A 24,134-nucleotide genomic window follows, 5' to 3' on the forward strand; every position below is an offset into this window, starting at 1 on the left:
GTTACGCTTCGGACAGAATCTGCTGGATAGCCTGCTCGAAGGTTTCCACGGGTTGCCCTCCGGACACCAGATAGCGCTGGTTGAAGATGATCGCCGGCACCGAGTGGATGCCCATTGCCTGATATTTCTGTTCTTCGGCACGAACGTCGTCGGCGTAGCGTCCGCTTTGCAGCACGTCGCGGGCCTCCCCGGCGTCGAGCCCCACGGACCGGGCTGCTTCGACCAGGACTTCGTGGTCGCCCGGGTCCTTGCCCTCGGCATGGTAGGCCCGCAGCAGCGCCATTTTGAGCGGCAACTGCCGGCCTTCGATACCGGCCCAATGCATCAGGCGGTGCGCATCGAAGGTGTTATAGGCACGCGTACGCGGTCCGAACGCAAAGCCCACGCTCTCGCCCCGCTCGCGGATCATCGCTTGCGTTTCGGCGATCTGTTCCGGTGTGCGTCCATATTTCTTGCCGAGATAGTCGACGATGGCCTCGCCCCCTGGCCCCATCTCCGGATTCAGTTCGAAGGGATGCACGACGATCCGGGCGTCGACCGCATCGCCCAGGCGCGACAACGCAAGCTGAAGCGAAGACAGGCCGATCGCACACCACGGGCATGCGATATCGGAGACAAAATCGATTGTCAGTTGTTGTGCCATTGCGTTCCTCAACTATCCACTTTGGACATGACGGCCGTAGCCGGGTTATACCGGTAGCCCTTCTGGGCGAGTTGCTGAACCATCGTCGCGCCGATCAGTTTCTGCTGTGTGTCCCGGGACACCAGTTCGTGATCCGGCTTGACCCGCTCAAGCTCGGATGAGAGGCGCCGCAACAGCGCGACTTCTCCCGTGCTGCGCGCGTCGATGAACAGTATCTTCTCACCTGCCTGGCTGAGTCTTTGTTTCAGTTCCTTTGCATGCGCCACCCACTGTTCGGCATTGGCGCGAAGCTCGTTGAAGGCTTTTTCATGGGCCTGGGCCTGCGCCGACATCTGACGCTGCAATGCGTCGACGTCTTCCGTACCTGTGGATTCACCTGCGTGCATGGCAAGCTGCCGTGCGCGTTGACTTTCTATCGAGTCGGCTGCCTCGTGCGCGGCGAGACGCTGCTCCAGTTGCACGACGTGCTTTTCGGCGGCATCCGCGCGGTCCTTCGCGGCAGACGCTTCCTGCGAAACGCGTGCGAGTTCGGCGCTCGCGGCCGTCTTCGCCGCAGTCATGGCGCTTTCGCGTTCGCGGGCCTCTCCGAGTTCCCGGGTGACGCGCTGCAGTTCGGCGAGCTGGGCCAACGCCTCTTCCTTGCGCGCCGCGCCTGCCTTGCGCTCCGCCACAAATGCCGTACGGGCCTGATCCCGTTGAGCCTCCATCGCGGCAAGCCGTGCAACGCCCTCGTCCACCTCTGCTTTCGCGGCTTCAGCGCGCACTGAAGCCGCGCTTGCCTCCTGCGACCAGCGCGTCACTTCTTGCGACTTCGCCTGGCACGCGTCGCTCAACGTTGCGATCTCTTGCCGCGCTTCGTCTAGCTGCTGGGTCATCTTCGAAATCTCGTCGCTCTTGGTTGAGACAACCGTCGTCAACGCTTCATGCGCCTTGTGTGCTTCCTCAAGCGACGTCCTCGTCGCGTTCAGCGCAGCCGCTTCTTCCGACGCACGCTGCACGAGTGCCGCGATGCGTGTTTCGGCGGCTTCAGCGCGCGATGAGGCCGCACTCGCCTCTTGCGACTTCGCCTCGCAGGCGTCGTTTAGCTTTGCGATCTCCTGCTGCGCGTGATCAAGCTGACCGGTGACCTGCGCTATCTCGTCGCTCCTGCTTGAGACAACAGCGGCTAACGCTTCACGTTCCTTAAGCGCCGCTTCAAGCGATGCCGTGGTGGCGTCGAGTTTCGCCGCTTCCTCCGACGCACGCTGCACGAGTGCCTCGATGCGTGTTTCGGCGTCTACTACACGCGATGAAGCCGCACCTGCCTCCTGCGACCAGCGGGTTGCTTCTTCGGTTTTCGCCTGACACGCATCGCTTAAGGTCGCGATCTCCTGCCGCGCCGCGTCAAGCTGCTGATTGACCTGCGCGATTTCGTCGCCCCTGCTTGAGACGACCGCGGTCAACTGTTCGTGCGCCTGATGCGCCTCTTCAAGCGCCGATCTAGTGGCTTCCAGTTTCGCCGCTTCTTCCGAAGCGCGCTGCACGAGCTCCTCGATGCGCGTTTCGGCGGCTACTACGCGCGATGAAGCCGCGCCTGCCTCTTGCGACCAGCGGATTGCTTCTTCGGTTTTCGCCTGGCACGCGTCGCCCAGCTTTGCGATCTCTTGCCGCGCTTCGTCGCGCTCCTGCGTGATCCGCGTGATCTCTTCGCTCTTGCTTGAGACGACCTCCGTCAACGATTCATGTGCCTTGTGTGCTTCCTCAAGCGACGTCTTCGTCGCTTCCAGCACAACAGCCTCTTCCGATGCACGTTGTACGAGTGCCTCGATACGTGTTTCAGCGGCTTCGGCACGCGATGAAGCCGCGCCTGCCTCTTGCGACCAGCGGGTTGCTTCTTCGGTTTTCGCCTGGCACGCGTCGCCCAGCTTTGCGATCTCTTGCCGCGCTTCGTCGCGTTCCTGCGTGATCCGCGTGATCTCTTCGTTCCTGCTCGAGACTGTCGCGGCCAGTTCTTCACGCACCTTGCGCGCGGCCTCGACTTCTTCCAGTACCTTCTGAAACTCGGTAAGCGCCTCGTCCCGTTCTACCTGAGCGGCGGCGACATGCTCGTTCATCTCCGCCACGCGCTGACTGAAAACCTTCTCCGCTGCTTCGTGCGACGCCGTCCAGATGCGGCCTGCGGCGCTCATCATTGTTTCGACAAGGCCCTCGGGCAATCCTGCCTCGGCCGGAGGTTTCTGCGTCACGGGCTGTCGCGCTTCGCGCCAGCGCTGCAAGGCCGCTACGATCGCAACAAGCGAGCCGCCACGAACCTCCGACCAGATTGTGACCGGGGAAACTCTTCTGCCTTCTTCGACCATGCGATCTGCAATTGCAGCGACCTGTTCATCGGTGATCGTGTCTGCGTCCGTGGACATAAGCGCCTCAATAATCAAGGTGACCGGGCCAAACCGGGCCAGAGTAGATTTTTCTATACGTTACTACGTCCAGCGAAATTCAATTGAAAGAATAATGAAGGGTTTGTCATCCGGGCAAACCCTGCTGGACCTGCTCATGCAGGCAGGCAGCGCGCGCTCAAACACATGCGACGGGTCCGTTCCCTTGCGCAGGGTAACCGGCAAAATCAACGGTATGCGAGGTTCAGATGCACCTCTTCGCATAGACGTCGCTCGGACCGGATGCCAAAGCAGTCACCCACGATCAACATGTGGATCATGAGCTCTGGGGCAATTAATGGACGACCCATCGGGCTGTAGAACGGTGCGAGGTGCTGACGCAGATCTCGCAGGCCAAGGAAGCGATCGATACCTCTCAACAGGTGCGTTTACGGGACGTGGTTGCTGAGATTGAACGAGTAGAAGAGCTTGTCCTGTCCGCAATCCAGTCGACCCGTCATGACGATTCACTCCCGTCGTTTGATGTCTTCCAGGATACTCAACATTCTGCATCGACAACGACTTTTTCAATAGCCTCAGCCGATCTGCGCCATCGGATCAACACGTCGCGCGATCAGAAACCGCCATGGAAACTGAATACAGTCTTGCCGTGCTACGGAAAAAGAATCGCGGCGTAATCACGCGCACCGTGCAGGACGTGAAGAATGTCGATGCGCTCAGGCTCGCCGACGACGCGGTAGAAAATCTGGTAACGGCCATGGGCCCGGTGCCGCACGCCTCGATCTTCGTAGCGCGGCACAAGCGGGAAAGCGAAGGGTATGTCTGTGAGGCTCAGGCATTTGTCGCGCAGTTCACGCACGAAGCTCACGGCGCGGCGTGGATTATCCCGGGCTATGTAATCGCCGATGGCTTCCATCTCGGCCCTTGCGGCAGGCAAGATGCGAACGATCATGCCTTGCGGTCCACCATTGCCTGATACCTGGCTTCGAGCTGGTCGAACACTTCCTCGGCTGGCGCCCCCCGGCCGGCATCGGAATCGGCGATGCTGCGCTCTATCACGGCATCCAGCGCGACAAGCTGCGTCTCGCGGTCCTGAATCAGTCGCACGCCTTCGCGTAAGACTTCGCTTTTCGAGCCATAGCGGCCCGTTTCCACCAGCTTCGTGACGTACCCCTCGAGTTGCTGCCCCAAGTCTGCGCTAATCATGGCTGAGTCCTCCAGGTGACCAGGCCAATTCTATATCGCTTATCAACTATTATCAAATGGATGCGCGATGCGCCCAGTCTTAATTCGACTATCGATCTCGTCGGGCTCTACCGCAAACAAAAAAGATCGCGCCTGCGAGCCCTTACGATCGTATGCAGCATCGACTTCGGGCCCGCCAATGGGTGTCAATGATTCGGCTGATGCTGGCGAAGGTCGCTTACTGACCAAAGGAGCCCAATATCCCAACGAGATATGAGCCCTGATCAAGCTTGCCTGGGCGTCTAACCGAAGACCCGCAAACGTCAGCTCATAACGCATCCGCCGTCAGCAACGGCTTCAGTTTCGCCGAGCAATCCGCCAACACCGCTGGATCGATGCGTGCGCGGCGGCCGATCAGTTCCTGTGCGACGCGCACGTCGCGGGCGACCTCGCTCACCAGGCCGACACCGCTTGTGCCGACCAGCACGCCTTCGCGATCGAGCGCGAAGAACATCCGCGAAGCCGATCCAGTATCCCGTACCACACTCGTCGTGCCGAACGCCGGCATGCCGGCGATCTGAATCGTCATGTCGTACTGGTTCGACCAGAACCAGGGGACCGCCGAATAGGTCTCGCCGTAATCGAGCATGTTGCGCGCCACGATCCGCGCGTGATCTTCCGCGTTCTTCCAGCACTCGAGCCGGATACGGCGGCGGAACAGCCGGTGCGGGAACGAGCACACATCGCCGGCGGCGAAAATCCAGGGATCGTTGGTGCGCAGCGTGTCGTCGACCGCGATGCCGTCCGCGACATCGATGCCTGCCGCTTCCGCGAGCGCGGTGCGTGGCGTCACGCCGACACCCACGATCACCGCATCGCATTCCAGCGTGGTGCCATCGGAGAGCTTGAGGCCCGTCACACGCGTGTCGCCAAGAATGCGCTCGACCTGTGTCGCGAAGCGAACATCCACCCCCATCTGACGATGCCGCTCGACCAGATAACCGGCGACGACTTCCGGCACGGCTCGCATCAACGCACGCGCCGCCGCTTCGATGACGACCACTTCGCAGCCACGCGCGATCGCGGTCGCCGCGACTTCGAGTCCGATAAAACCAGCGCCAATCACCGCGATGCGCCGCCCCGGCGACAGTTCGCCGACAATCGACAACGCATCGGGCACGGCGCGCAACAGATGCACCCCGGCGAGCGCGGCGCCTGGCACGGCGAGCCGGCGCGGCTCGGCACCCGTCGCGATCAGCAGCCGGCGGTACGACACCGTGCGCCCATCGCCGAGCATCACCCTGCGCTCCGCGCGATCGATCCCGCTTACCGGCGCATCGACGCGCAGATCGATGCGGTTGTCGCGATAGAACGCCTCATCAAAAAGCGCGCACTGTTCGACGGTCCTTTGCCCGAGCAGCACGGCCTTGGAGAGCGGCGGCCGGTCATACGGCGCGCGTCCCTCGTTGCCGAGGAGCGTGATCTCGCCGTCCCAGCCGTTGTCGCGCAACGCATGAGCGGTACGCGCCCCGCACTGCCCCGCGCCCACGATCACCATCGCGGCATGTTCAGCTGTTTTCATGCGGCATCCTTTGCGGCCGTGGCAGGCACGCCGATCAGTACGTTGTGGCCTTCGACGCGCACCGGCCAGGTCTTCAGTTTCACGCAGACGGGCGGGCTCATCGGCCTGCCGCTGACGATGTCGAAACGGCCCTGATGAAGCGGACATTCGATCTCGCCGTCCACCACAAAGCCGTCCGCAAGATGCGCCTGTTCGTGCGTACACCAGCCGTCCGATGCATGAAAGCCATCCACCAGCCGGTACACCGCGTAGCTCGCGCCTTCATGATCGAAACGCAGCACGTCTTCTTCGTCGATGTCGTCGGTGGTACACGCGACGACCCACTTCGTGTTGTCGATATCGATTGTCAGAATGCCTCCCATGGATGCAAGAAGTGATGGATCTACAGAGATGTGAAAGCCGAAGCAGTCTCTTTCAGGTACCCGGCTGTGCAGCGAAAGCCTGTCCGCCCGGAGATGGATCGGGCAGCGTGCGCGCGATCACGTGGGCCGGATCGCGCCGTTGCTTCCACAATGCCGGCACCATCTCGCGATAGGTTGCGTAAAGGCCCGGATACGCGGGCGGCAACTGGTCCTTGATGGCGTCGTGCAGACGCGGCAGCGCATGGAACGGCACCATCGGCAGCAAGTGGTGCTCGAGGTGGTAGTTCATGTTCAGGTACAGGAAGCGAAACACCGGATTGATGTGGACGGTGCGTGTATTGAGCCGGTGATCCTTCACGTTGACGCCGAGCCCGGCGTGCTGCGTGAGACCCAGCAACTGGTGCAGCCAGCCGCCGTAGAAACGCGGCGTCCAGACGAACATCAGCGGCAGGAAGCTACGGAACACGATGGCGAGAACGATTGTCGCGACGATCACCGCGAGATAGATCCGCGACGACAAAATCATCTTCGGCTTCTCGCTGGCTGGCAGGAACGCTTCGGTCGCGGCGTCGATGCGGCCGAACGCGTGGCGAATGGTCTTGCGAATCTCGGCAGTGCCGCCGACGAGCGCAAAGAAATCGAGGAGAACCGGCAGCACCTTTGTCGGGCGCACCACCTGGATCTCCGGATCGCGGCTGATGAAGTAGGTGTGCGTATGATGCCGCGCGTGGCTCCAGCGCCACCAGTACGCCTCGCGGATCGTCATGAACGACGACAGGTGGTAGAACGCATCGTTGAGCCAACGCGTCCTGAACGGCGTGCCGTGCGCGAGCTCATGCCAGCGCGCGTCGCTCGACGAGTAGATCGTGCCATACACGAAGAACGCCGGCACGGCCCACCAGCTGCCCCAGCTGAACCCCGCGACAACACCCGATGCGATCAGCAGCGCAAGCCACAACCCGAAATTGCGCAAAGCCGGCGCGTCGCTGCGCTTCATCAGTTCCTTGAGGACAGCGCGCGGAATGCGCGGCTGATACCACTGCTCGCTGATGCGATCGTCGAACGTCTCATCTGTCAGGCCGGGTTTCGTGTCGCCGGGTAGGGGCGTCGATGACATGCTTGTCTCCTGTCGATCAGAGTTAGCGCTTTAGCGCTTACTCCGGTCCCATGCAAGAAGTTGCGGTCGATCAGAGTTAGCGCTTTAGCTGTCGACCAGAGTTCGCGCTTTAGCGCGTTACTCCGGTCCCATGCAAAGCTCTTACTCCGGTCCCATGCAAGTTATTGCGGTCTGTCTGCTGGCTGCGTGGGGCCGCCGTGTTTATGAACCAGCGGCACACGCCGCCCGGCTGGAATAAACACTACTTGATCGACAACCGGCGATCACGACGAAATTTGATGTCTTTCCATCAAGACCCTGCCTGGGGATTGCGGGCAACGCGTGTCGACTTCAGGGCGACCCGTTGCCTCTACTGTTCACCGTGCCTTGTCGGGAAAATCGATGGTCACCGCACTTCTTCAACACTGCTTTTCGACGTTACGCCTGGCTTGCCTGACTCTATCCGGGGTCGTTGGAGATCACACCCCGCAGCACACCAAAGCCGCGGGCGCACCTGCTCATATCCAGGTGAAGAATCCGAGCGGAAGATGGGTACGTGCCACGGAAACAATGAATGCGAAAACAACAATCGCTCCCAGCCAGCTTGCGACGCAGATAACCCGATTGCTACCGTGCTTTAGCGCGACACTGCCGAGCACCACATAAACAAGCAGCGCACCGAGTTTCGTGAGCAGCCAGCTCGCATTTGCCGCGAAGCCAATCATCATCGCAAGCCGCACCGCGCTCACAAGCAGTAACGTATCGACGACGTGCGGAATCACTCGCACAAAGCGCGTTTGCAGCAGGCGAGAGTTGAAGGCCCGCAGTATGCCTCGCGTGACGAAGCCACCCAGGCTGAGGGCTACGCAAGTAATATGGATCGAGCGGATGACAAGGAATGAATTCATGATTCAGCGTCCATGAAAAGACAGAAAGCGGCGGTGCCGCTGAAATTCCGCCCCACGTCTGGCTGTTGCCGTGTCTCTCTGCGTCTTGCCACACGTCATGAGATGTCGGCGCGTCAATCCGCCCTTTAGCGATGCGCAACAGTGCAAAATGTTGCTTACCGCTCGCGTCTATTCTGAGCCGCTGGCTTGCGCGGCGCGTCGTTCGCGGGCATTGGCGTGAACCGCACGGGCGACGACGCCTGCAGCAAGCGCGAAAGCGTCTGGCGCTTTTCGATCAGGTCCGCGATCGTCCAGTGATCGAGTACATCGAGGTATGCCTTGAGTGCCGCAGTCAGCGCACCGCGCAAGCCACATGCGGCCGTGATGACGCATTGATTGTGTCCGGTATCGAAGCACTCGACCATGTGAAAATCCGGCTCCATGCTTCTAACCACATCGCCGACAACAATTTTCGACGCGGTGCGGCCAAGGCGCATGCCACCTCGCCGTCCACGGACCGTCGCCAGATAACCGGCTTTGCCGAGTGCATGAACGATCTTCACGAGGTGATTGCGCGGTATGTCGAACGCGTCTGAAATCTCCTGGATCGTCACCAGTCGATCGTCCCGCAGCGCGACATACATTAGCGTGCGAAGGCTATAGTCAGTGTAATCCGTCAGCTTCATCGAAGTTCCCCGCGTCAACCTGAAACACCGCCCGTCCTGGGACGACATCTGCCTGGGCCATAAATTGCACGAATATCTGATATTTTCATGACATGAAAACTGCCGGATCGCGCCTGTTTTATGGAAACTATCGCCATAACATATATTACAGCCATATTGTATTTTCCGTGACCGCCTTATTCTGACGGTGTCGAAAGCCTGGCTGTCAGACGACCGCTGAACCGTAGGGAGCATTCACCCCTTCCTGGCCATTCGCTTGAGCGCCCATTTGTATCGCTCAACCAGCGCTTCGGCAGCGGCAATTGCCTGATCCCGCCAGCGATTCTCGGCGGCTTCGATCAAGACATCTTCACGTGCCAATACTTCAGGCATCCAATATGCCCGAACGGCGCCAACCGGCAAATAGCAGGTCTCCCGGTCAATCGCGCTAAACAGTTGAAACTCTGGCTCGCTTTCAACCCGGGTCCAGATTGCCAGCAGACAAATCGCCCGCGCGGTCTCGACGATTCCAAGCCGACCTTCAAGCAAATCCTTCGCTCTTGCATGAATCTTCCGGCAATGCTTCCGCCAAAGTGCCTCGTTCCGTATTCCTTCGGGGATTTTCATTTCCTTGTCCATCGCTGCCCTGTCGCTCCATCGAAACGTCTTGTCAAACGCACGACGATTTTATCGGCATGTACTGAGTGATCGATACGGGTTGGTCCGTTTATGATGTCAAGATTCGTCAAGCATGGCAGGCGACTCTCTCCACTTGATTGCTCTTGAGGACCGACTGCGGTCGATACGTTCGGGTTGATCTACCGCCCGCGCTGGAAATTGCGCAAATACTCATCCTGATGTCCTCCGGATTCACGCGCCAGCGCTTATAGTGGAATCGTGGTCGCCCCCGGGCGGCCTTCCACTTCGGTACACGTGTCTTTGACGGGGGCTATCGGATGACTACCTCTTCTGACTATGCAGGCGGTTCGCAGGACAGCACGCCGGAGTCGTTGCTGACGCTCGTCGAATTTCTCGAGCTCTCGCTCGACAAGGGCGCGCGCGTCGTGATGATGCGTCACGGTGCGGACGTCTGTTCAGTTTATGTCGGTGACCCGGCAAGCGAAGATGCCGGCCTGACTGATCATGGAACCATCGCGGCAGCAGTGGCCGACGAGATACTCGAGCGCACCCAGGCAGGGGTAAACCGGATAGCAATAGGCAACCAGACGTACCGGTTTATTCGAAGCTTCACGCACATCGGCAATGTCGGCGCAGTGGTGTTTGCTCCGACGTGATGGCTGAGATAACAGACCTCGCCTTCCAGCCCCTGCGAACCCGAAAGCGCACGGGGGTCGCTCTGGCAATCCGCTCATTGATGACCACCCGCATTCCTTCACATAAGCGACACACTGTTGCCGCGCCGCAAAGACACGCGCCCCGCCGAATCATCCGACGAAACGGGTGGTAACACCCCCACTTGACGGTACCCCATCCAGATGAAACGATTGCCGCCAGGAACCCGACCGTCGATGAAATACAAACACCGGGGCTGAGCGACCCGCACAAGACCACGACTCGCTAAAGCATTCCCGGCATCGTCGCGCTTTGCCTCGAAAGCGATGGTCTCGCCAACCTGAGCTTCGCCCAGATCGCACGAGAAGCGGGTGTCGGCGAAAGCACCGTTTTTCGCTACTTCCCGAGCGGGGAAGCGCTTCTCAAAGCCTGCCCGCAAGACGTAACTCAGGAACCCCGTTTCCAATGTAAATCTCCGGCTGAGGTCTCTCATGCTCTTTCACGCTTCCATCCCTGCCTGTCACCCCGAAAACGTCGCGCGTGTCATCGCCGAATTGTGGGGCGGATTTCATGCACCGTTCCCCTCGTTCCCCGATTCGTGGATGGCGATCGCAGGCGACGACCGCGGCTCGATCATCGAGACCTATCCGGCTGACCGTGTCATTTGCCCCGGTGATGCGCAGGAATCCTGCGTTGCAGGTACAGGCGCATCGGCGCAATACAGCGCGTTTCACATCGCCATCGCGAGTACGCTGACACCCGACGAGGTACTCGCAATTGGAAAGCGCGAAGGCTGGCGCGCGGTGCGGTGTACGCGTGGCGACTTCTTCGACGTCATCGAACTGTGGATCGAAGAGACAACCATGATCGAAGTGCTGACGGACGAAATGCAGAAGCAGTATCTTGCGTTCGCCACACCAGAAAACTTCCGCGCCTTTGCGGCAACCGCGGCCGCGCAGGCCTGAAGCGATCATCAGACAGGGCTACCCCGGCTACCCATCGATCTCGATCTCTGCCTCGCATTCGACGGGCACGTTGAACGGAAGCGCCACGCCAATGGCCGAACGCGCGTGTGTGCCGATGTCCGGCCCGAAGAGTTCAACGATGAGATCCGAGAAGCCGTTCGCGACCTTGGGCATCTGATCGAAGCCCGGCGCGACGTTGATCATCGCAAGGACACGAAGCCAGGCCGTAATGCGGTCCAGGTCTCCAAGCACCCGACGAAGGCTGGCCAGCTGCGCAAGCGCAACAAGACGCGCCGCCGCATAGCCTTCGTCCAGAGATATTTCGGCGCCCACCTTGCCGAACGGCTGGGCGATGGTTCCGTCCGGATTCAGGCCTACGTGTCCGGAGACAAACACCCGCGTGCCGCTTACGCGCACCCACGCAAACGGCAGCGACATGCGCATGTTCTCCGGCATCTGGAGTGCCTGCGGCAACGCAAGTCCCATTTGCGCGAGCTTTGCTTCGATCCTTGCCATGTCTGTCTCCTTGATCAGGCGAACGACCATCGCGTTACCTGTTACCCGATACTAAACCCGTTAGATCGCCGCAATCAGACTGCCAGCGCGAGCAGCGCGACTATGTACTCACGACGAAACTTGTCGGACTGGGTCCTGGCTATCTCGCGACGTCGGGCATCATCGACATCGTGCAAAGCATGCTCGACCGCCTTGCGCAGGCTCATGTTGATCGACTCAATCGCGCTCTGGTAACTGGCTTGTTCTGTCGACCATGCGCGTTCCCGCTGCGACGCACCTACCGCATCGCATTCCTGCGCCCCTCCGCATTGGTTGCGACGGTAATCTCTTCCAGATTCTGCGGATACGGATAGTGCATGCCAAGCAGTTGACGCATCACCGGACTGGCTCGCCTGACGAACGCTTCGCCTGCCATCGCCCTGAGATCTTCCATCGGCTTGACGAATTTCGGCAGGTATTGAATCAGCACCGCACTACGATCCTGCGCGCTGCGATTGGGCATCGCACAGTGCCACGTCGCGCCAAAGAACACGATGGCGTCGCCCGGCTCCGCTTCCATGCGCTCGCAGCGCTCGAAGAACCCGTCGGCTTCGGCCGGATAGCGCAGTTCGTGCTGCGTGTGCGGCACGAACGCGGTCGCGCCTGTTTGCGCCGTGAACGGATCGAGCGGAATCGTCACCTGGGCGTTAAGCGGAAACGACGTGTTGATCGCGAGCGGAAACGAATCCGGCGCGTGGAAATCCCAGTACGGGTAGTCGATATGCGGTTCCTGGCCAGGGCCATCCGGCAGGATGCGATTCGCCGCGATCGAACCCATGATGAAATCTGAACCCAGAAAACGCCGCATTGCATCGACGATCAGCGGCTGCTCCGACATCTGCGAAAACACGTCGCCCTTGGCGAGCAGGTTCCAGACGCGTCGTTGCAGATGCAGGCGCTGCTCCTCGGCCGCCTGCCCCTGAAAATGCGTGACGGTCTGCGCATGGTCTTCAGAATGCGCCATCACCACGCGCCGCGCTTCGGCAATCTGCGCCTCGCTAAAGAGCCCGCGAATGCGGATCGCGCCCGGGCCATGCGTCAACGCTTCAACAATCCCATCCGCTGTGGCAGCACTGCTATCGACACTGTTCACGACCGCCTCCTTCTCCATGCACAGCGCTCGCGGCTGCGTCATGAACAAGCATAAGAGACGAGATGGTCAAGTTGCAAGAATAATTGCACATTATATTTTCATGGAATTTATTTTCCATTTCGAAAGCGTTGTCTGGCGCGGCGGGGCTTCCTTTTTGATGGCAAGCCATCATTTTTCGGCGTGAAGGTCTGGCCGGCTTCAACTATCGTTATCGCTATCCCGGCCAGCGTCCCTGTTGCCTCGCGCCATCGGTGCCGCCGGCAGTCAGTCGCCAGGCGGAAGGTTTTCACGCAGCAGCACGGTCACCGGAATCTGCTGAGGAAACGCGACACCCGGATCACGGTGATAGTGCCGCAGGACGATTTCGATCGAGCGCATCGCTTCGCCTGCGGGATTCTGGTCGAGCACGGCGTCGAGCGTGCCTTCGATCAGCAGGCGCCGTGACGCTTCATTCAGCTCGTGGCCGATGAACACCGTCGAGCGGACGCGATCCAGCGAGAGGAGCGCCGCGCCGACGCCCTCGTCGCCGACGGAAATGTTGTAGATCCCGCGCAGGTCGGGATAACGCCGGAAAGCGTCGCGCGTCAGTCGTTCGGTCACGACCGATTGCTCGCGGCTCTCTACCGTTTCGACGATGTCGCAGTTCGGAAACCGGCGCCGCAGCACGGAACGAAAGCCGCTTTCGCGTTCTTCATGGCCGAGGAAATCATGCATGCCCGTGAGTACGAGCACCTTGCCGCCCGCGTCGCCAAGAAAGCGTCCCATGAGTTCGCCGGCCACGCGTCCCGCGCAACGGTTGTCGATGCCGACGTAAGCAAGCCGCCCCGTGCCCGGCAGATCGCTTGCAAGCGTGACGACCGGCATCGTGCGGCTCAGTTGCCGCAACGCGGTCGTGATGTCGGGATGCTCGTAAGCCACGATCACGAGTGCATCGGCTTTTTGCGTCGCGCGCCGGATCGTCTCGACGACAGATGCGGGCTCAAGACTCTCGAAGTACGTCACCGCGCAGATCACGCGCTGCGCCTCGAACGCCTTTTGCGCCACCTCGAAACCCTGCTTGAGCGACACGTAATACGGCGCGACAGGCTGCTGCAAAAGAATGGCGATGCGCAGCCAGCGCACCGAAACGGAATCGAGCGCGCGATCGATCCTGAGCTTGCGTGCCCATTCGAGCACCACCGCTTCTTTCTCACGCGATACGCCACCGCGGCCGTTCAGCACGCGATCGACGGTCGCCTCGCTCACGCCCGCGGCCTTCGCGATATCGGCCATGTTCGTTTTGCGGCGCGTGGTGCTGGACGTGCGGTTAGTCATGAATGGATCGCAAAGCCCGACAGGATCAGTAGCCGACGATGACACGATCATCGCATCACCACCGCGGCACATCAAGCCGCACATACCAGGTACCGTTGCGCAGGCATCAATCCGGAAAGTGACGGGTCTGCATGGATCAAACCTTGATGGAGAGACACAGGATGGGACAGTTCGACTCGAAGGTAGCCGTCGTCACGGGCGGATCACAGGGACTCGGCGCGGCAATCGCGGCGCTTTTCGTGGAGCGTGACGCGCGAGGCATCGTGATCTGCGGGCGCTCCAGGGAGAAAGGTGAAGCAAAGGCCGTCGAACTCAGCGAGGCGGGCAGCGCGGAAGTGCGCTTCGTGCAAGCCGACCTGTCACGCGTCGAGGACTGTCAGGCCGTGATCGCAAGCGCGGATCGACACTTCGGACGGGTGGACGTACTCGTCAACGCCGCGGCGATGACCGATCGTGGCACGATACTCGACACAACGCCGGAGCGCTTCGACAGCATCTTCGCGACCAACGTCCGCGCGCCGTTCTTTCTGATGCAGGAGGCGGTGAAGATCATGCGTCGCGAGAAAACGGAAGGCACGATCGTGAATATCTGCTCGATGTCCGCACTGGCGGGGCAACCGTTCATCTCGGCTTACTGCGCATCGAAAGGCGCGCTTGCCACGCTCACGCGGAACACGGCATATGCGCTGCTGCGCAACCGTATCCGCGTGAACGGCCTGAATCTCGGCTGGATGGCGACGGATGGCGAAGACCAGATCCAGCGCACGTATCACGACGCATCGGATGACTGGCTCGCCGAAGCCAGTGCCGCGCAACCCTTCGGCCGTCTCATCGATCCTGAAGAAGCCGCGCGTGCGGTGGCATTCCTCGCGAGTGCGGAGTCGGGTTTGATGACGGGTTCAATGGTGAACTACGACCAGTCGGTGTGGGGTGGCTTTGACGACACACCTCATCCGGTCAGGGCGCTTTAGCAGGACACGTTATCGGGTGGCATGCGGTTTCGCTCGACGACTGACACTTTCGCGAAAGCGCCGCGTGGCACGCCTGATTCCGATGAACCGTCTCAGGTGCGTCGCGGTGCGGCAACCGAAGCGCGCATCGTCACGGTCACGGGAAAGTCGCGGAAGATCTCCCACGACGTGCCGTAGCATTCGTTGACGAGCCAGCGCACCGCATTCTGCGTCAGCTCTTCGGTGGGGATATGGACCGATGTGAGTCCTGGCGCCGTATAGGCCGCGGAATAGTTGTCGTCGTAGCCGATCACCGACACGTCATGAGGCACCGATATGCCCGCCTGCTGAAGGCGTGCCAGCGCGCTGACAGCCATCGTGTCGTTGGCGCAAAAAAGCGCGGTGAAACGCCGCTTCGATTCGAGCAGCGTCTGCACACCGGCATAGCCGCCTTCCAGCGAAAAGTCCGATTCGACCAGCGCGACCGCGGAACGCGCAATACCGTGCCGCGCGAGTTCGTCGAAGAAACCATCGATTCGCGCCAGATTGTCCGAGGCGGAAAACGGGCCGGAAATCACGGCGATATCGCGGTGTCCATGCTCGACGAGCGTGCGCGCCGCAAGCACGCCGCCCAGATGGTGATTGGCGCAGAACGACGCTTCTGGCAGCTGTCCAGACGCGCGATTGAGGAACACCATGCGCGGATGCATGTTGTGCAGCTTCGCGATGTCTTCGTCGTGCAGGTCGTGGCTGATCACCACGACGCCGTCGCAGTCGCGCCCGATCAGAAACTGCACGGCTTCGATCGCACGCTCGCGCGGCGAAGAGTCGCCGGACCCCGTCGCCACCACGACGTGACGGTGCACCGCGCGCAGTTCGGTATCGGTCTGCTTGAGAATCGTGCCGTAGTAAGACCCAAAAAACGTCGGCACGAACAGCCCGATCATGCCAAGCGACTGCGTCGCCATCGCGCGGCCAATCGATGAAGGCCGGAAATTCAGCTGCTCGATCGCGGCCTGCACGCGCGCGAGCGCGTCGGCCGAAACCGGACCCTTGCCCGATATTGCCCGTGATGCCGTCGACATGCCGACCCCGGCTAGTGCCGCGACGTCTTTCAAGGTTGCCACGCGTGCTCCACTGGTCGATATGTATTTGTGCGCTCGCTACAGACGTACACCGCCTGCTTCGTCAAACAGCGAAATATGCTCGCCGTCGAGCGTGAAGCCCGCGGCTTCGTCCACCGCGAACGATGTCTTGTCCTGCGCGATGGAAGCGATCTGATTGCCATGATAGTCGAGCCAGACGACCCGATGGTTGCCCATCGGCTCGACGAGCGAAACGGTTGCCGAGTGCGCCGCACCGGCTCCGGGCTTCACGTCTTCCGGGCGAATGCCAAGCACGCACGGCGTATTCGCATCCGGCATTGCCTTGAACGGATAGTGCGACACGTCCAGCGCCAGGTGCGAATGACGGAACCATACGCCGTTCTCGCGGCGCTCGATCTCACCCTTTAGCAGGTTCATCGGCGGCGAGCCGAGGAACGTCGCGACAAACAGGTTGTCGGGTTTCGCGTAGATCTGCGCGGGCGTGCCGATCTGCTGGATCACGCCGCCGCGCATCACCGCCATGCGGGTCGCGAGCGTCATCGCTTCAACCTGATCGTGCGTCACGTAGATCATCGTCGCGCCGAGCTGCCTGTGCAGATGTTTCAGCTCGCGCCGCAATTCCGTGCGCAGCTTCGCGTCGAGATTCGACAGCGGTTCGTCGAACAGAAACACGTCGGCCTCGCGCACGATCGCGCGGCCGATTGCAACGCGCTGACGCTGCCCGCCCGAAAGCTGTGCCGGGCGACGCTTGAGCAGCGGCCCGAGTTGCAGCATTTCCGCGGCACGCCCGACACGGCGCGCGATTTCGTTTTTCGGCGTGCCGTTGATGCGCAGCGCGAACGAGAGATTGCGCTCGACGTTCATCGTCGGATACAACGCGTACGACTGAAACACGAGCGCGATGCGGCGGTCTTTCGGATCGGCCCACGTCATGTCCTGTCCGCCGATTTCGATGCTGCCGCCGGTCACGTCGATCAGGCCCGCGATGCTGTGCAGCAGCGTCGATTTCCCGCAACCCGACGGGCCGAGCAACACGAGAAATTCGCCCGGCTCGACATCCAGGTCAAGCGCTTCGATCACGGTATTCGCGCCGAGCTGGACCTTCAGGTTGCGGATCGACACATTCGACACGTTGGACATGCGTTAGCCCTTGACTGCACCGGAAGCAATACCGCGAACGAACCAGCGGCCGGAAATAAAGTAAATCGCGAGCGGCACCATCGACGTGAGGATCGTCGCTGCCATGTTGACGTTATAGAGCCGCTCGCCGGTTGTCGTGTTGATGATGTTGTTCAGCTGCACGGTCATCGGCAGGTTCTTCGTGCCGGCGAACACGAGGCCGAGAATGAAGTCGTTCCAGATGCCGGTGACCTGCATGATGATCGCGACGACGATGATCGGCACCGACATCGGCAGCATCAGTTGCAGGAAGATGCGCCAGAAACCGCCGCCGTCGATGCGCGCCGCCTTGAAGAGCTCGAGCGGAATCGACGCATAGTAGTTGCGAAACAGCAGCGTCATCACGGGCATGCCAAAGATCGTATGAATCACGACGATGCCGGGCAATGAACTGAAGAGATGAACGCTGGCCAGCACGCGCACCAGCGGATACACCATCACCTGCACGGGAATGAACGCACCGACCAGCAGGATCGCGAACAGCACACCCGCGCCACGCGGACGCCAGAACGACAGCGCATAGCCGTTCACCGCGCCGACGAAAATCGACAGGATGGTACCTGGCACCACGATGCGCACCGAGTTCCAGAAACCGACCCGGATGCCGTTGCAATCGAGGCCCGTACACGCGGATTGCCATGCGGTGCTCCACGGTTCCAGCGTGAAATGAACCGGTAACGCAAGCAGGTGCCCAAGACGGATCTCGGACATCGGCTTGACCGACGTCACGAGCATCACGTAAAGCGGCAGCAGGAAAAACAGCGCGGCGGTCAGCAAAAACGCGTAGACCCCCACGCGTGCCGGCGTGAAGCGCGAGCGCCGCCTGACAGCGGGAGCAGCAGGAACAGTGGAATGCGCGGGATGCGACACGTTCATCAGACGTCCTTGCGCAAGGCGGCGCGGCTGCGCACATAGAAGAACGGCGCGAGAATCGCGAGCACTGTCGTGAGCAGCACGATCGAGGCCGCCGAGGCGAGCCCGATATTCGCGCGTCCAAACAGGTAGTCCATGATGAATTTCGCGGGCACTTCGCTGGCCGTGCCGGGACCGCCCTGCGTCATCGCGACCACCGCATCGTAGAGTTTCACGACCATCACGAACAGCAGCACGAACGCGGTTGAAATCGACGGCCCGAGCATCGGCACGACGATACTTGCATAGACACGCCAGCGCGGAATGCCGTCGATGCGCGCGGCTTTCCAGATTTCGTCATCGACGCCGCGCAGGCCCGCCAGCAGCAGCGCCATCACGAGACCGGACGCCTGCCAGACGGTCGCGATCACGAGCGTATAGATCACATGGTCCTGGTCGACGATCCAGTCGAAGCGGGCATGCGTGAAGCCGAGCTTGTGCAGGACTTGCTGAATCCCGAGCTGCGGATTCAGGATCCACTGCCACACGAGCCCGGTCGCGACAAACGACATCGCATACGGATACAGAAACACCGTGCGCAGCGCGCCTTCCGCGACAACCCGCTGGTCGATAAAGATCGCGAGCAGCAGACCGATCACCATGCACGCGACGATAAAGCACGCGCCATAGATCACGATGTTCTGCAGCGACAACAGCCAGCGGTCGTTGTGAAAGAGCCGCACGTACTGCGTCACGCCCGCGAAGTCACCCGAAGGAAACGTTCGCGAATGGCTGAGCGAAACACGTGCGGTCCACAGCATCGTGCCCAGGTACGCGAACGCGACCGTGAGCACCATCGGTATCATTGCGACCCACGCAGCCAGCGGAAACCGCCTGCGTAGCCGGCGGGGTTGCAATGGAAGCGCGACCATCGCCGCCGTCAGCTCTTGAGCGCGCTGGCAAACGCCTTTTGCGCATCGTCGACCGACTGGTTCCTGTTCCAGAAGTTCGTGACCACGTCCGTCAGCGCGCCCTGCACGTCAGGCGGTATCAGCATTTCCGGATTCGGCAGCTGGCGCGACTTGTCCTTCATGATCGCGATGCCCTCTTTCGCGCACATGTCGAGCGACGACTGATCGACATCGGGACGAATCGGAATCGAGCCTTTCTTCGCGCTGAACGCGACCTGCGCCTGCGGCGAGGTCATCACCGTGGCGAGCAGGTTCTGCGCCTTGATCGCCGTCGCATTGTCGGTCTTCGGGAAGACGAACACGTCGCCCGCCACCATGTAGGGCGACTTCGGACCAAAACCCGGGAAGCAGCCGAAGTCCTTGCCCGGCACCTGCTTCGCCGCCGAGAATTCACCCTTCGCCCAGTCGCCCATGATCTGCACGCCGGCCTTGCCCGAAATCACGAGCGCGGTTGCGTCGTTCCAGTTGCGGCCCGGCGAGCCCGGATCGACGTAGTTATGCAGACGCTTGAACGTGGTCATCACGTTCCTGAACGCAGCCGAGTTCACCGCGTTCTGGTCGCGATCGCGATACACCTTCAGATAAAGATCCGTTCCGCCGACGTCCGCAAGCACGGCGTCGAACGTGATTTTTTCCTGCCACGGCTGGCCGCCGAGCGCGAGCGGAATCACGCCTGCCGCTTTCAGTTTGTCGAGATCGCCGAGGAACTCATCGAACGTCCTGGGTTCATCCGCGATACCCGCCTTCTGGAAGGCGGGCTTCGAATAGAAGAACCAGTTCTGCATGTGAATGTCGACGGGCGCCGCGTAGAAATGCCCGTTGACCTTGATGCTGTTCAGGATCGACTCCGGAAAGATCGCGTTCCAGTTTTCCTTTGCAGCCACGGTGTCGACGTTGTTCAAAAGACCCTGATCGATCAGGTCATGAAACTGCTTCGACGTATTGAACTGGGCCGCCGTCGGCGGATCACCACCCACGATGCGGTTGATCGCCGTGGAGCGCGCCTGATCGGCGCCGGCTACCGCATTGTCGATCCATTGCCCCCCAGCCTTGTTATACGCATCGGCGAACTGGCGGATCGCGGCCGATTCGCCCCCTGACGTCCACCAGTGAATCACGTTGGCCTTGAGCGGCTCGGCGGCGTGGGCGGCCTGCGCTGCAAGACCGCCCATCGCGAGGGTCGCGACGATGCCGGCGAGTATCTTTCTTCTACTGTTCATTCCGTCTCCTCCAGGCTTTGCGCCCGTGTTTCCAGACCGATACAGGGACAACCGGAAATAACCCGCTCAGGCGCGTGCGGCGCGCTCCTTCAGAAACTTCGCGATCAGTTCGGCACTGCGCTTGAAGGTGCGCTTCTGCGTATCGTAATCGACATGTACGATACCAAAGCGGCGCTCATAGCCAAACGCCCATTCGAAGTTGTCCATCAGCGACCACACGAAGTAGCCGCGAATATCCACGCCTTTTTTGATCGCTTCGTCGACGGCGGCAAGGTGGCGCTTGAGAAACGCAATGCGCTGCGCGTCGTCGACACGGCCATCGATCACGTTGTCATTCGACGCCATGCCGTTTTCCGTGATGTAGATGGGCGGCAAGGTGGCATAGGTTTCGTTAAATCCGGTCAGCAGATCGCGCAAACCGTCCGGATACACCTCCCAGCCCATCTGCGTGCGCTCGACGCCTTCCAGCGGCACTTCCGTGAAGCCGTGCGCGCCGTCGCTCTTCACGTTCGTGCGGAAGTAATAGTTGATGCCGAGGAAATCGAGCGGCGCGGCGATCGTCTTCATGTCGCCTTGCAGCACGAGCGGATCGGTACCCGGCCACAGTTCGAACAGGTCTTCCGGATACGCGCCCTTGAGCAGCGGATCGAGAATCCATGCGTTGTGCTGCACCTCGAAGAGATGCGCGGCACGGCGGTCGGCGGCACTGCCGGAATCCGGCGTGCCGCGCCCGATGTTGGCGACGATACCCTTTAGCGACGCCGGATCGTTCGCACGCAGCACCGGCATCGCCATGCCGTGCGCGAGCAGCAGATGATGCATCGCCTGCGTCGCAAAGCGGCCGTTCGCGAGACCCGGCGCGTGATGGCCGTTGCCGTAGCCGAGAAACGCCGAGCACCACGGCTCGTTCAGCGTCATCCATGCATCGACCTGACCCGCGAGTTCACGGCTCATCAGATCGGCGTAATCGGTAAAGCGGTACGCCACGTCGCGATTGAGCCAGCCGCCGCGATCTTCCAGATGCTGCGGCAAGTCCCAGTGATAAAGCGTGACGAACGTCTTGAGGCCCTTCTCCTTCAGGCGGCCCAGCAGGCGCCTGTAGAAATCGAGACCTTTCTGGTTCGGGCGGCCGGCTTCGTCCATGACGCGCGGCCACGCAATCGACAGACGGTACGCGTCGACGTTCAACGCCGACAGCATGTCGAGATCGCTTTCCCAGCGGTTGTAGTGGTCACAGGCGACAGCGCCCGTGTCGCCCGCCAGCACCTTGCCGGGAAGCGCCGAGAACGTGTCCCAGATCGACGGCAGGCGGCCGTCTTTCTGCGCGGCGCCTTCGATCTGGTAAGCGGCAGTCGCCGCGCCCAGCAGGAAATCCTTGCGCCAGAGCGCGGAATCGGACGGCGGCGAAAACACGTCGTCAGACAGAGCAGATACGTCGTTTGCCACGGATTCTCCTGCACGCATTCGTTTGAACGGATCGTTGCGGGGCGCGAAGTGGAAGCGCTTCCACAAGACGTGCAAAAGATAGCAGCGCGCAATTCGTCGCAGCAATCAGGGTTTGTCTTTAGAACGCGCACGGGAAATCCTCGCGGCGCGGCGTCGAGGCCGGATGCACACATGCGTCGGGACAAGGTCACCGGACTTCGCAAAAATGATGCGCGACAGCAACGCTGAAACAGCGCACACTCGGGAGTTACGAGGACCAACGGGTCAGCGATACACGCAACGGGAGTAGCGTCATGGCAAAAGGTCAACTACGCAGCAATCGCGAAGTCAAAAAGCCCAAACAGGCAAAGAAAACCGCACCGGCTTCGACACCGTTCGGCTCGACGCCGATCAAGGTAGCGCCCCACGTCGCCGAAGCGCAGAAAAAGCGCTGATTCATCGCATGACCGGGCGGCTACGCCGTCCGGGTTTCGCGAACGTCGCTCGACGTTCGCACCGCACGCCTTGCCTTCAACGCATCGTTTTCCTTCCGCGGATCGTCAGCACGACCGGCAGCGCATGTCAGCGTGAATGCTACGTTGCGCGCGCCGGAAACTTCGCGCGCCACACGCCTTCGAGCGAATACACCGCCAGCGCGATCCAGATCGCGCCATAGCCGGTCAACTGCGCGCCGCTGAACGGCTCGCGATAGATCGCGACGCCGATCAGCAGTTGCAGGGTCGGCGTCACATACTGGATCAGGCCGAGCATCGAGTAGGGAATGCGGCGTGCGCCGGCCGCGAACAGCAACAGCGGAATCGCGGTGATCGGCCCCGCCATCGCCAGCAACGTCTGAACGCCCCACGAAGCGCTGACAAACGCGTTGTCGCCCTGCGCGGCGAGCAACGCCAGATACAGCACCGCGACCGGAAAGAGCAGCACGGTTTCAAGCGTCAACCCTTCGAGCGCGCCGAGCTTCGCGGTCTTGCGCAGCAGCCCGTAACCCGCGAAGCTCACCGCGAGCGTCAGACTGATCCACGGCAAACGCCCGTTCTCCCACGTGAGCCACACGACGCCGGCGGTCGCGATCGCAACCGCGAACCACTGCATGCGCCGCAGACGCTCGTCGAGAAACGCGAGCCCGAACAGCACATTGATCAGCGGATTGATGAAGTACCCGAGACTCGCCTCCACGATATGACCCGCGTTGACGGCCCAGATATAGACACCCCAGTTCGTCGACAGCAGCACGGCGCTTGCCGCGAAGCGCGCAAGCAGACGCCGGTCGCGCAGCACCGGTCCAAGCCAGCGCCACTGCATGCGCACGGTCAGCACGATAAAGAGAAACAGCATCGACCACACCATCCGGTGCGCAAGCATTTCGAGCGCGGCGATCTGGTGCAACGACTTGAAGTAGAGCGGAAACAGGCCCCACAACGTAAAAGCGAGCAATGCGTAAGCGACGCCGGGATTCATTTTTATCGGACTTGCTGGTGAGCTGCGGGGTGAGCGACCCGCTTGTTGACGGACATCCGGACGACGGGCGCCTGGACGGGAAGTGCCGCTTCCGGTGATCCGGCACGTGGGTGTTCAGGATATTCGAATTCGGTGATGGGATTCCGGCCATTTTCCCATGCGCATTACCATCGACGCACCTGTCGATACCGTCGAAGGCGACGTCGTTCTGATACACACATTTTCATATCAACTGGCAGAAGATGCGCCGGTCCGCGTCCTTCACAACAGCGTCACGCACGGACACGAAATATATATCGCGTCGTGATAGAATTATTCAGGCATCGGCGTCATCCAGCCGATGTCGACGAAATCACAAAACACGCTGATTTCAAGGCACGCGAAGCGCCAGCGATCCGGTTATCCCATCGGTGGATATAGCGTGTGTTGTCCGGTCTTCGATGGATCGACAGGATCCGGTCAACGTGACCGGACAAAGGGCGACACGCCTTGCACCCGTCGGCTCCATTTTCTACAGGAGCCCATGTCATGGCCCTCTCTCGCCGGCGTTTCATGATACTTGCCGCATCCGTCGCATCAACGACGGTTCTTTCCACTGAGTCGCGCGCCGACGCCCCGTTGCTTGCCGAGAGCGATCCGACCGCACTGGCGCTTGGCTACAAGGCGGACGCTGCAAAAGTGGACAAGACCAAATTCCCCCGGTTTCAGGTCGGACAGACCTGCGCCAACTGCCAGCTGTATCAGGGCAAGCCTGGTTCGGTGACCGGCCCCTGCCCGACCTACGGCGGCAAGCTCGTTTATGCCAAGGGATGGTGTAACGCCTACGTGAAAAAGGCCTGAAGCCGGCGCGCCGATGCTCAGCCACATGCAGTCGAATCTGGTTGCATGAGCAAGCAACCGGCGAAGCGTCGAAGGGCGCGAGGGCGCGAGGGGCCAACGA

Annotated in this window: 28 protein-coding genes and 1 pseudogene; 6 read left to right on the top strand and 23 right to left on the bottom strand. The window is 61.0% G+C overall.

Annotation, left to right across the window (positions count from 1 at the left end; all coding sequences use genetic code 11):
* Nucleotide 1: 1 nt before the first annotated feature.
* The 11 genes and pseudogenes from BLV45_RS09535 to BLV45_RS09585 form a co-directional block, all read right to left on the bottom strand.
* Nucleotides 2-643 (bottom strand): DsbA family oxidoreductase, encoded by a 642-nt coding sequence (locus BLV45_RS09535; RefSeq protein WP_090532128.1) that lies wholly within the window; start codon nt 641-643, stop codon nt 2-4.
* An 8-nt stretch (nt 644-651) separates the two neighbouring features.
* Complete coding sequence (locus tag BLV45_RS09540; RefSeq protein WP_090532130.1) at nt 652-3,039, bottom strand: DNA-binding protein; 2,388 nt, start codon at nt 3,037-3,039, stop codon at nt 652-654.
* 209 nt (nt 3,040-3,248) lie between these two features.
* Nucleotides 3,249-3,518: pseudogene (locus BLV45_RS09545) on the bottom strand (transposase); the annotation flags it as partial.
* Between the two features lie 152 nt (nt 3,519-3,670).
* Nucleotides 3,671-3,970 (bottom strand): type II toxin-antitoxin system RelE/ParE family toxin, encoded by a 300-nt coding sequence (locus tag BLV45_RS09550; RefSeq protein ID WP_090532133.1) that lies wholly within the window; start codon nt 3,968-3,970, stop codon nt 3,671-3,673.
* Nucleotides 3,967-4,224, bottom strand: a complete 258-nt coding sequence (locus tag BLV45_RS09555; RefSeq protein WP_090532135.1) for a type II toxin-antitoxin system ParD family antitoxin — start codon at nt 4,222-4,224, stop codon at nt 3,967-3,969. Before BLV45_RS09555 ends, BLV45_RS09550 begins: the two co-directional genes overlap by 4 nt.
* A 307-nt stretch (nt 4,225-4,531) precedes the next feature.
* The gene (locus BLV45_RS09560; protein WP_090532137.1) at nt 4,532-5,785 is read right to left on the bottom strand and encodes an NAD(P)/FAD-dependent oxidoreductase; all 1,254 of its coding nucleotides are present in this window, start codon (nt 5,783-5,785) and stop codon (nt 4,532-4,534) included.
* Nucleotides 5,782-6,147: a non-heme iron oxygenase ferredoxin subunit gene (locus BLV45_RS09565; RefSeq protein WP_176954111.1), complete on the bottom strand. Its 366-nt coding sequence runs from the start codon at nt 6,145-6,147 to the stop codon at nt 5,782-5,784. The genes BLV45_RS09560 and BLV45_RS09565 overlap by 4 nt, the downstream gene beginning before the upstream one ends.
* A gap of 52 nt (nt 6,148-6,199) precedes the next feature.
* A complete protein-coding gene (locus tag BLV45_RS09570; protein ID WP_090532139.1) occupies nt 6,200-7,264 on the bottom strand; it encodes a fatty acid desaturase in 1,065 nt (354 codons plus the stop codon).
* Between the two features lie 497 nt (nt 7,265-7,761).
* Nucleotides 7,762-8,151 (bottom strand): SirB2 family protein, encoded by a 390-nt coding sequence (locus BLV45_RS09575; RefSeq protein ID WP_090532140.1) that lies wholly within the window; start codon nt 8,149-8,151, stop codon nt 7,762-7,764.
* Between the two features lie 155 nt (nt 8,152-8,306).
* A complete protein-coding gene (locus BLV45_RS09580; RefSeq protein ID WP_090532142.1) occupies nt 8,307-8,816 on the bottom strand; it encodes an Rrf2 family transcriptional regulator in 510 nt (169 codons plus the stop codon).
* Between the two features lie 234 nt (nt 8,817-9,050).
* The gene (locus tag BLV45_RS09585; protein ID WP_090532850.1) at nt 9,051-9,422 is read right to left on the bottom strand and encodes a hypothetical protein; all 372 of its coding nucleotides are present in this window, start codon (nt 9,420-9,422) and stop codon (nt 9,051-9,053) included.
* Nucleotides 9,423-9,751: 329 nt separating this feature from the next.
* On the opposite strand from BLV45_RS09585, the gene BLV45_RS09590 reads away from it, so the two are divergent.
* Entirely contained in the window at nt 9,752-10,090 is a 339-nt protein-coding gene (locus BLV45_RS09590; RefSeq protein WP_090532144.1) for a hypothetical protein, read from the top strand.
* A 98-nt stretch (nt 10,091-10,188) separates the two neighbouring features.
* Here the strand turns inward: BLV45_RS09590 and BLV45_RS27825 are convergent, their stop codons facing one another.
* On the bottom strand, nt 10,189-10,554 hold the full coding sequence (locus BLV45_RS27825) for a hypothetical protein (protein WP_245753175.1): 366 nt from the start codon (nt 10,552-10,554) through the stop codon (nt 10,189-10,191).
* On the opposite strand from BLV45_RS27825, the gene BLV45_RS28210 reads away from it, so the two are divergent.
* The gene (locus BLV45_RS28210) at nt 10,444-10,743 is read left to right on the top strand and encodes a helix-turn-helix domain-containing protein (RefSeq protein WP_407670999.1); all 300 of its coding nucleotides are present in this window, start codon (nt 10,444-10,446) and stop codon (nt 10,741-10,743) included. The two genes, BLV45_RS27825 and BLV45_RS28210, sit on opposite strands and share 111 nt — an antisense overlap.
* Nucleotides 10,634-11,053 (top strand): hypothetical protein, encoded by a 420-nt coding sequence (locus BLV45_RS09600; protein WP_407671000.1) that lies wholly within the window; start codon nt 10,634-10,636, stop codon nt 11,051-11,053. Before BLV45_RS28210 ends, BLV45_RS09600 begins: the two co-directional genes overlap by 110 nt.
* Nucleotides 11,054-11,080: 27 nt before the next feature.
* Here the strand turns inward: BLV45_RS09600 and BLV45_RS09605 are convergent, their stop codons facing one another.
* From BLV45_RS09605 to BLV45_RS09620, 4 genes are all read right to left on the bottom strand, one after another.
* Nucleotides 11,081-11,569 carry a RidA family protein gene (locus BLV45_RS09605; protein WP_090532148.1) on the bottom strand — a complete coding sequence of 163 codons (489 nt, stop codon included), beginning with the start codon at nt 11,567-11,569 and terminating at the stop codon, nt 11,081-11,083.
* Nucleotides 11,570-11,643: 74 nt separating this feature from the next.
* Nucleotides 11,644-11,775 carry a hypothetical protein gene (locus BLV45_RS28215; protein ID WP_407670991.1) on the bottom strand — a complete coding sequence of 44 codons (132 nt, stop codon included), beginning with the start codon at nt 11,773-11,775 and terminating at the stop codon, nt 11,644-11,646.
* A 71-nt stretch (nt 11,776-11,846) separates the two neighbouring features.
* Nucleotides 11,847-12,701 carry a phytanoyl-CoA dioxygenase family protein gene (locus tag BLV45_RS09615; protein ID WP_245753176.1) on the bottom strand — a complete coding sequence of 285 codons (855 nt, stop codon included), beginning with the start codon at nt 12,699-12,701 and terminating at the stop codon, nt 11,847-11,849.
* 264 nt (nt 12,702-12,965) lie between these two features.
* Nucleotides 12,966-14,015, bottom strand: coding sequence for a LacI family DNA-binding transcriptional regulator (locus BLV45_RS09620; RefSeq protein ID WP_090532152.1), 1,050 nt, complete (start codon nt 14,013-14,015; stop codon nt 12,966-12,968).
* A gap of 161 nt (nt 14,016-14,176) precedes the next feature.
* Between BLV45_RS09620 and BLV45_RS09625 the strand changes: the two genes are divergently transcribed.
* Nucleotides 14,177-14,986, top strand: coding sequence for an SDR family oxidoreductase (locus tag BLV45_RS09625; protein ID WP_090532154.1), 810 nt, complete (start codon nt 14,177-14,179; stop codon nt 14,984-14,986).
* A 92-nt stretch (nt 14,987-15,078) separates the two neighbouring features.
* On the opposite strand, the gene BLV45_RS09630 is transcribed toward BLV45_RS09625, so the two are convergent.
* The 6 genes from BLV45_RS09630 to BLV45_RS09655 form a co-directional block, all read right to left on the bottom strand.
* A complete protein-coding gene (locus BLV45_RS09630) occupies nt 15,079-16,092 on the bottom strand; it encodes a LacI family DNA-binding transcriptional regulator (RefSeq protein WP_090532156.1) in 1,014 nt (337 codons plus the stop codon).
* A gap of 36 nt (nt 16,093-16,128) precedes the next feature.
* Complete coding sequence (locus BLV45_RS09635; protein ID WP_090532158.1) at nt 16,129-17,211, bottom strand: ABC transporter ATP-binding protein; 1,083 nt, start codon at nt 17,209-17,211, stop codon at nt 16,129-16,131.
* Nucleotides 17,212-17,214: 3 nt separating this feature from the next.
* Nucleotides 17,215-18,126 (bottom strand): carbohydrate ABC transporter permease, encoded by a 912-nt coding sequence (locus BLV45_RS09640; protein ID WP_090532160.1) that lies wholly within the window; start codon nt 18,124-18,126, stop codon nt 17,215-17,217.
* Nucleotides 18,126-19,034, bottom strand: a complete 909-nt coding sequence (locus BLV45_RS09645) for a carbohydrate ABC transporter permease (RefSeq protein ID WP_090532162.1) — start codon at nt 19,032-19,034, stop codon at nt 18,126-18,128. The genes BLV45_RS09640 and BLV45_RS09645 overlap by 1 nt, the downstream gene beginning before the upstream one ends.
* A gap of 8 nt (nt 19,035-19,042) precedes the next feature.
* Complete coding sequence (locus BLV45_RS09650) at nt 19,043-20,293, bottom strand: ABC transporter substrate-binding protein (protein ID WP_090532164.1); 1,251 nt, start codon at nt 20,291-20,293, stop codon at nt 19,043-19,045.
* Between the two features lie 66 nt (nt 20,294-20,359).
* Nucleotides 20,360-21,739, bottom strand: coding sequence for a GH1 family beta-glucosidase (locus tag BLV45_RS09655; protein WP_245753177.1), 1,380 nt, complete (start codon nt 21,737-21,739; stop codon nt 20,360-20,362).
* A 293-nt stretch (nt 21,740-22,032) separates the two neighbouring features.
* On the opposite strand from BLV45_RS09655, the gene BLV45_RS27475 reads away from it, so the two are divergent.
* Complete coding sequence (locus tag BLV45_RS27475; protein WP_176954112.1) at nt 22,033-22,173, top strand: hypothetical protein; 141 nt, start codon at nt 22,033-22,035, stop codon at nt 22,171-22,173.
* 139 nt (nt 22,174-22,312) lie between these two features.
* Here the strand turns inward: BLV45_RS27475 and rarD are convergent, their stop codons facing one another.
* The gene (gene rarD / locus BLV45_RS09660; protein WP_090532166.1) at nt 22,313-23,194 is read right to left on the bottom strand and encodes an EamA family transporter RarD; all 882 of its coding nucleotides are present in this window, start codon (nt 23,192-23,194) and stop codon (nt 22,313-22,315) included.
* A 528-nt stretch (nt 23,195-23,722) separates the two neighbouring features.
* On the opposite strand from rarD, the gene BLV45_RS09665 reads away from it, so the two are divergent.
* Nucleotides 23,723-24,034: a high-potential iron-sulfur protein gene (locus BLV45_RS09665; RefSeq protein ID WP_090532168.1), complete on the top strand. Its 312-nt coding sequence runs from the start codon at nt 23,723-23,725 to the stop codon at nt 24,032-24,034.
* Nucleotides 24,035-24,134: the final 100 nt, after the last annotated feature.

This window comes from Paraburkholderia sartisoli (genome assembly GCF_900107685.1).
Lineage (GTDB): Bacteria > Pseudomonadota > Gammaproteobacteria > Burkholderiales > Burkholderiaceae > Paraburkholderia > Paraburkholderia sartisoli.

Bases quoted from the DNA above. Each gene is read 5' to 3' on its own strand.
- BLV45_RS09590 (WP_090532144.1), top strand. From the start codon at position 9,752: ATGACTACCTCTTCTGACTATGCAGGCGGTTCGCAGGACAGCACGCCG.
- BLV45_RS09635 (WP_090532158.1), bottom strand. From the start codon at position 17,211: ATGTCCAACGTGTCGAATGTGTCGATCCGCAACCTGAAGGTCCAGCTC.
- BLV45_RS09620 (WP_090532152.1), bottom strand. From the start codon at position 14,015: ATGACTAACCGCACGTCCAGCACCACGCGCCGCAAAACGAACATGGCC.
- BLV45_RS09645 (WP_090532162.1), bottom strand. From the start codon at position 19,034: ATGGTCGCGCTTCCATTGCAACCCCGCCGGCTACGCAGGCGGTTTCCG.
- BLV45_RS09535 (WP_090532128.1), bottom strand. From the start codon at position 643: ATGGCACAACAACTGACAATCGATTTTGTCTCCGATATCGCATGCCCG.
- BLV45_RS28215 (WP_407670991.1), bottom strand. From the start codon at position 11,775: ATGAGCCTGCGCAAGGCGGTCGAGCATGCTTTGCACGATGTCGATGAT.
- BLV45_RS09540 (WP_090532130.1), bottom strand. From the start codon at position 3,039: ATGTCCACGGACGCAGACACGATCACCGATGAACAGGTCGCTGCAATT.
- BLV45_RS09575 (WP_090532140.1), bottom strand. From the start codon at position 8,151: ATGAATTCATTCCTTGTCATCCGCTCGATCCATATTACTTGCGTAGCC.
- BLV45_RS09605 (WP_090532148.1), bottom strand. From the start codon at position 11,569: ATGGCAAGGATCGAAGCAAAGCTCGCGCAAATGGGACTTGCGTTGCCG.
- BLV45_RS27475 (WP_176954112.1), top strand. From the start codon at position 22,033: ATGGCAAAAGGTCAACTACGCAGCAATCGCGAAGTCAAAAAGCCCAAA.
- BLV45_RS09640 (WP_090532160.1), bottom strand. From the start codon at position 18,126: ATGAACGTGTCGCATCCCGCGCATTCCACTGTTCCTGCTGCTCCCGCT.
- BLV45_RS09580 (WP_090532142.1), bottom strand. From the start codon at position 8,816: ATGAAGCTGACGGATTACACTGACTATAGCCTTCGCACGCTAATGTAT.
- BLV45_RS09550 (WP_090532133.1), bottom strand. From the start codon at position 3,970: ATGATCGTTCGCATCTTGCCTGCCGCAAGGGCCGAGATGGAAGCCATC.
- BLV45_RS09585 (WP_090532850.1), bottom strand. From the start codon at position 9,422: ATGAAAATCCCCGAAGGAATACGGAACGAGGCACTTTGGCGGAAGCAT.
- BLV45_RS09560 (WP_090532137.1), bottom strand. From the start codon at position 5,785: ATGAAAACAGCTGAACATGCCGCGATGGTGATCGTGGGCGCGGGGCAG.
- rarD (WP_090532166.1), bottom strand. From the start codon at position 23,194: ATGAATCCCGGCGTCGCTTACGCATTGCTCGCTTTTACGTTGTGGGGC.
- BLV45_RS09555 (WP_090532135.1), bottom strand. From the start codon at position 4,224: ATGATTAGCGCAGACTTGGGGCAGCAACTCGAGGGGTACGTCACGAAG.
- BLV45_RS09650 (WP_090532164.1), bottom strand. From the start codon at position 20,293: ATGAACAGTAGAAGAAAGATACTCGCCGGCATCGTCGCGACCCTCGCG.
- BLV45_RS09665 (WP_090532168.1), top strand. From the start codon at position 23,723: ATGGCCCTCTCTCGCCGGCGTTTCATGATACTTGCCGCATCCGTCGCA.
- BLV45_RS09565 (WP_176954111.1), bottom strand. From the start codon at position 6,147: ATGGGAGGCATTCTGACAATCGATATCGACAACACGAAGTGGGTCGTC.
- BLV45_RS09625 (WP_090532154.1), top strand. From the start codon at position 14,177: ATGGGACAGTTCGACTCGAAGGTAGCCGTCGTCACGGGCGGATCACAG.
- BLV45_RS09570 (WP_090532139.1), bottom strand. From the start codon at position 7,264: ATGTCATCGACGCCCCTACCCGGCGACACGAAACCCGGCCTGACAGAT.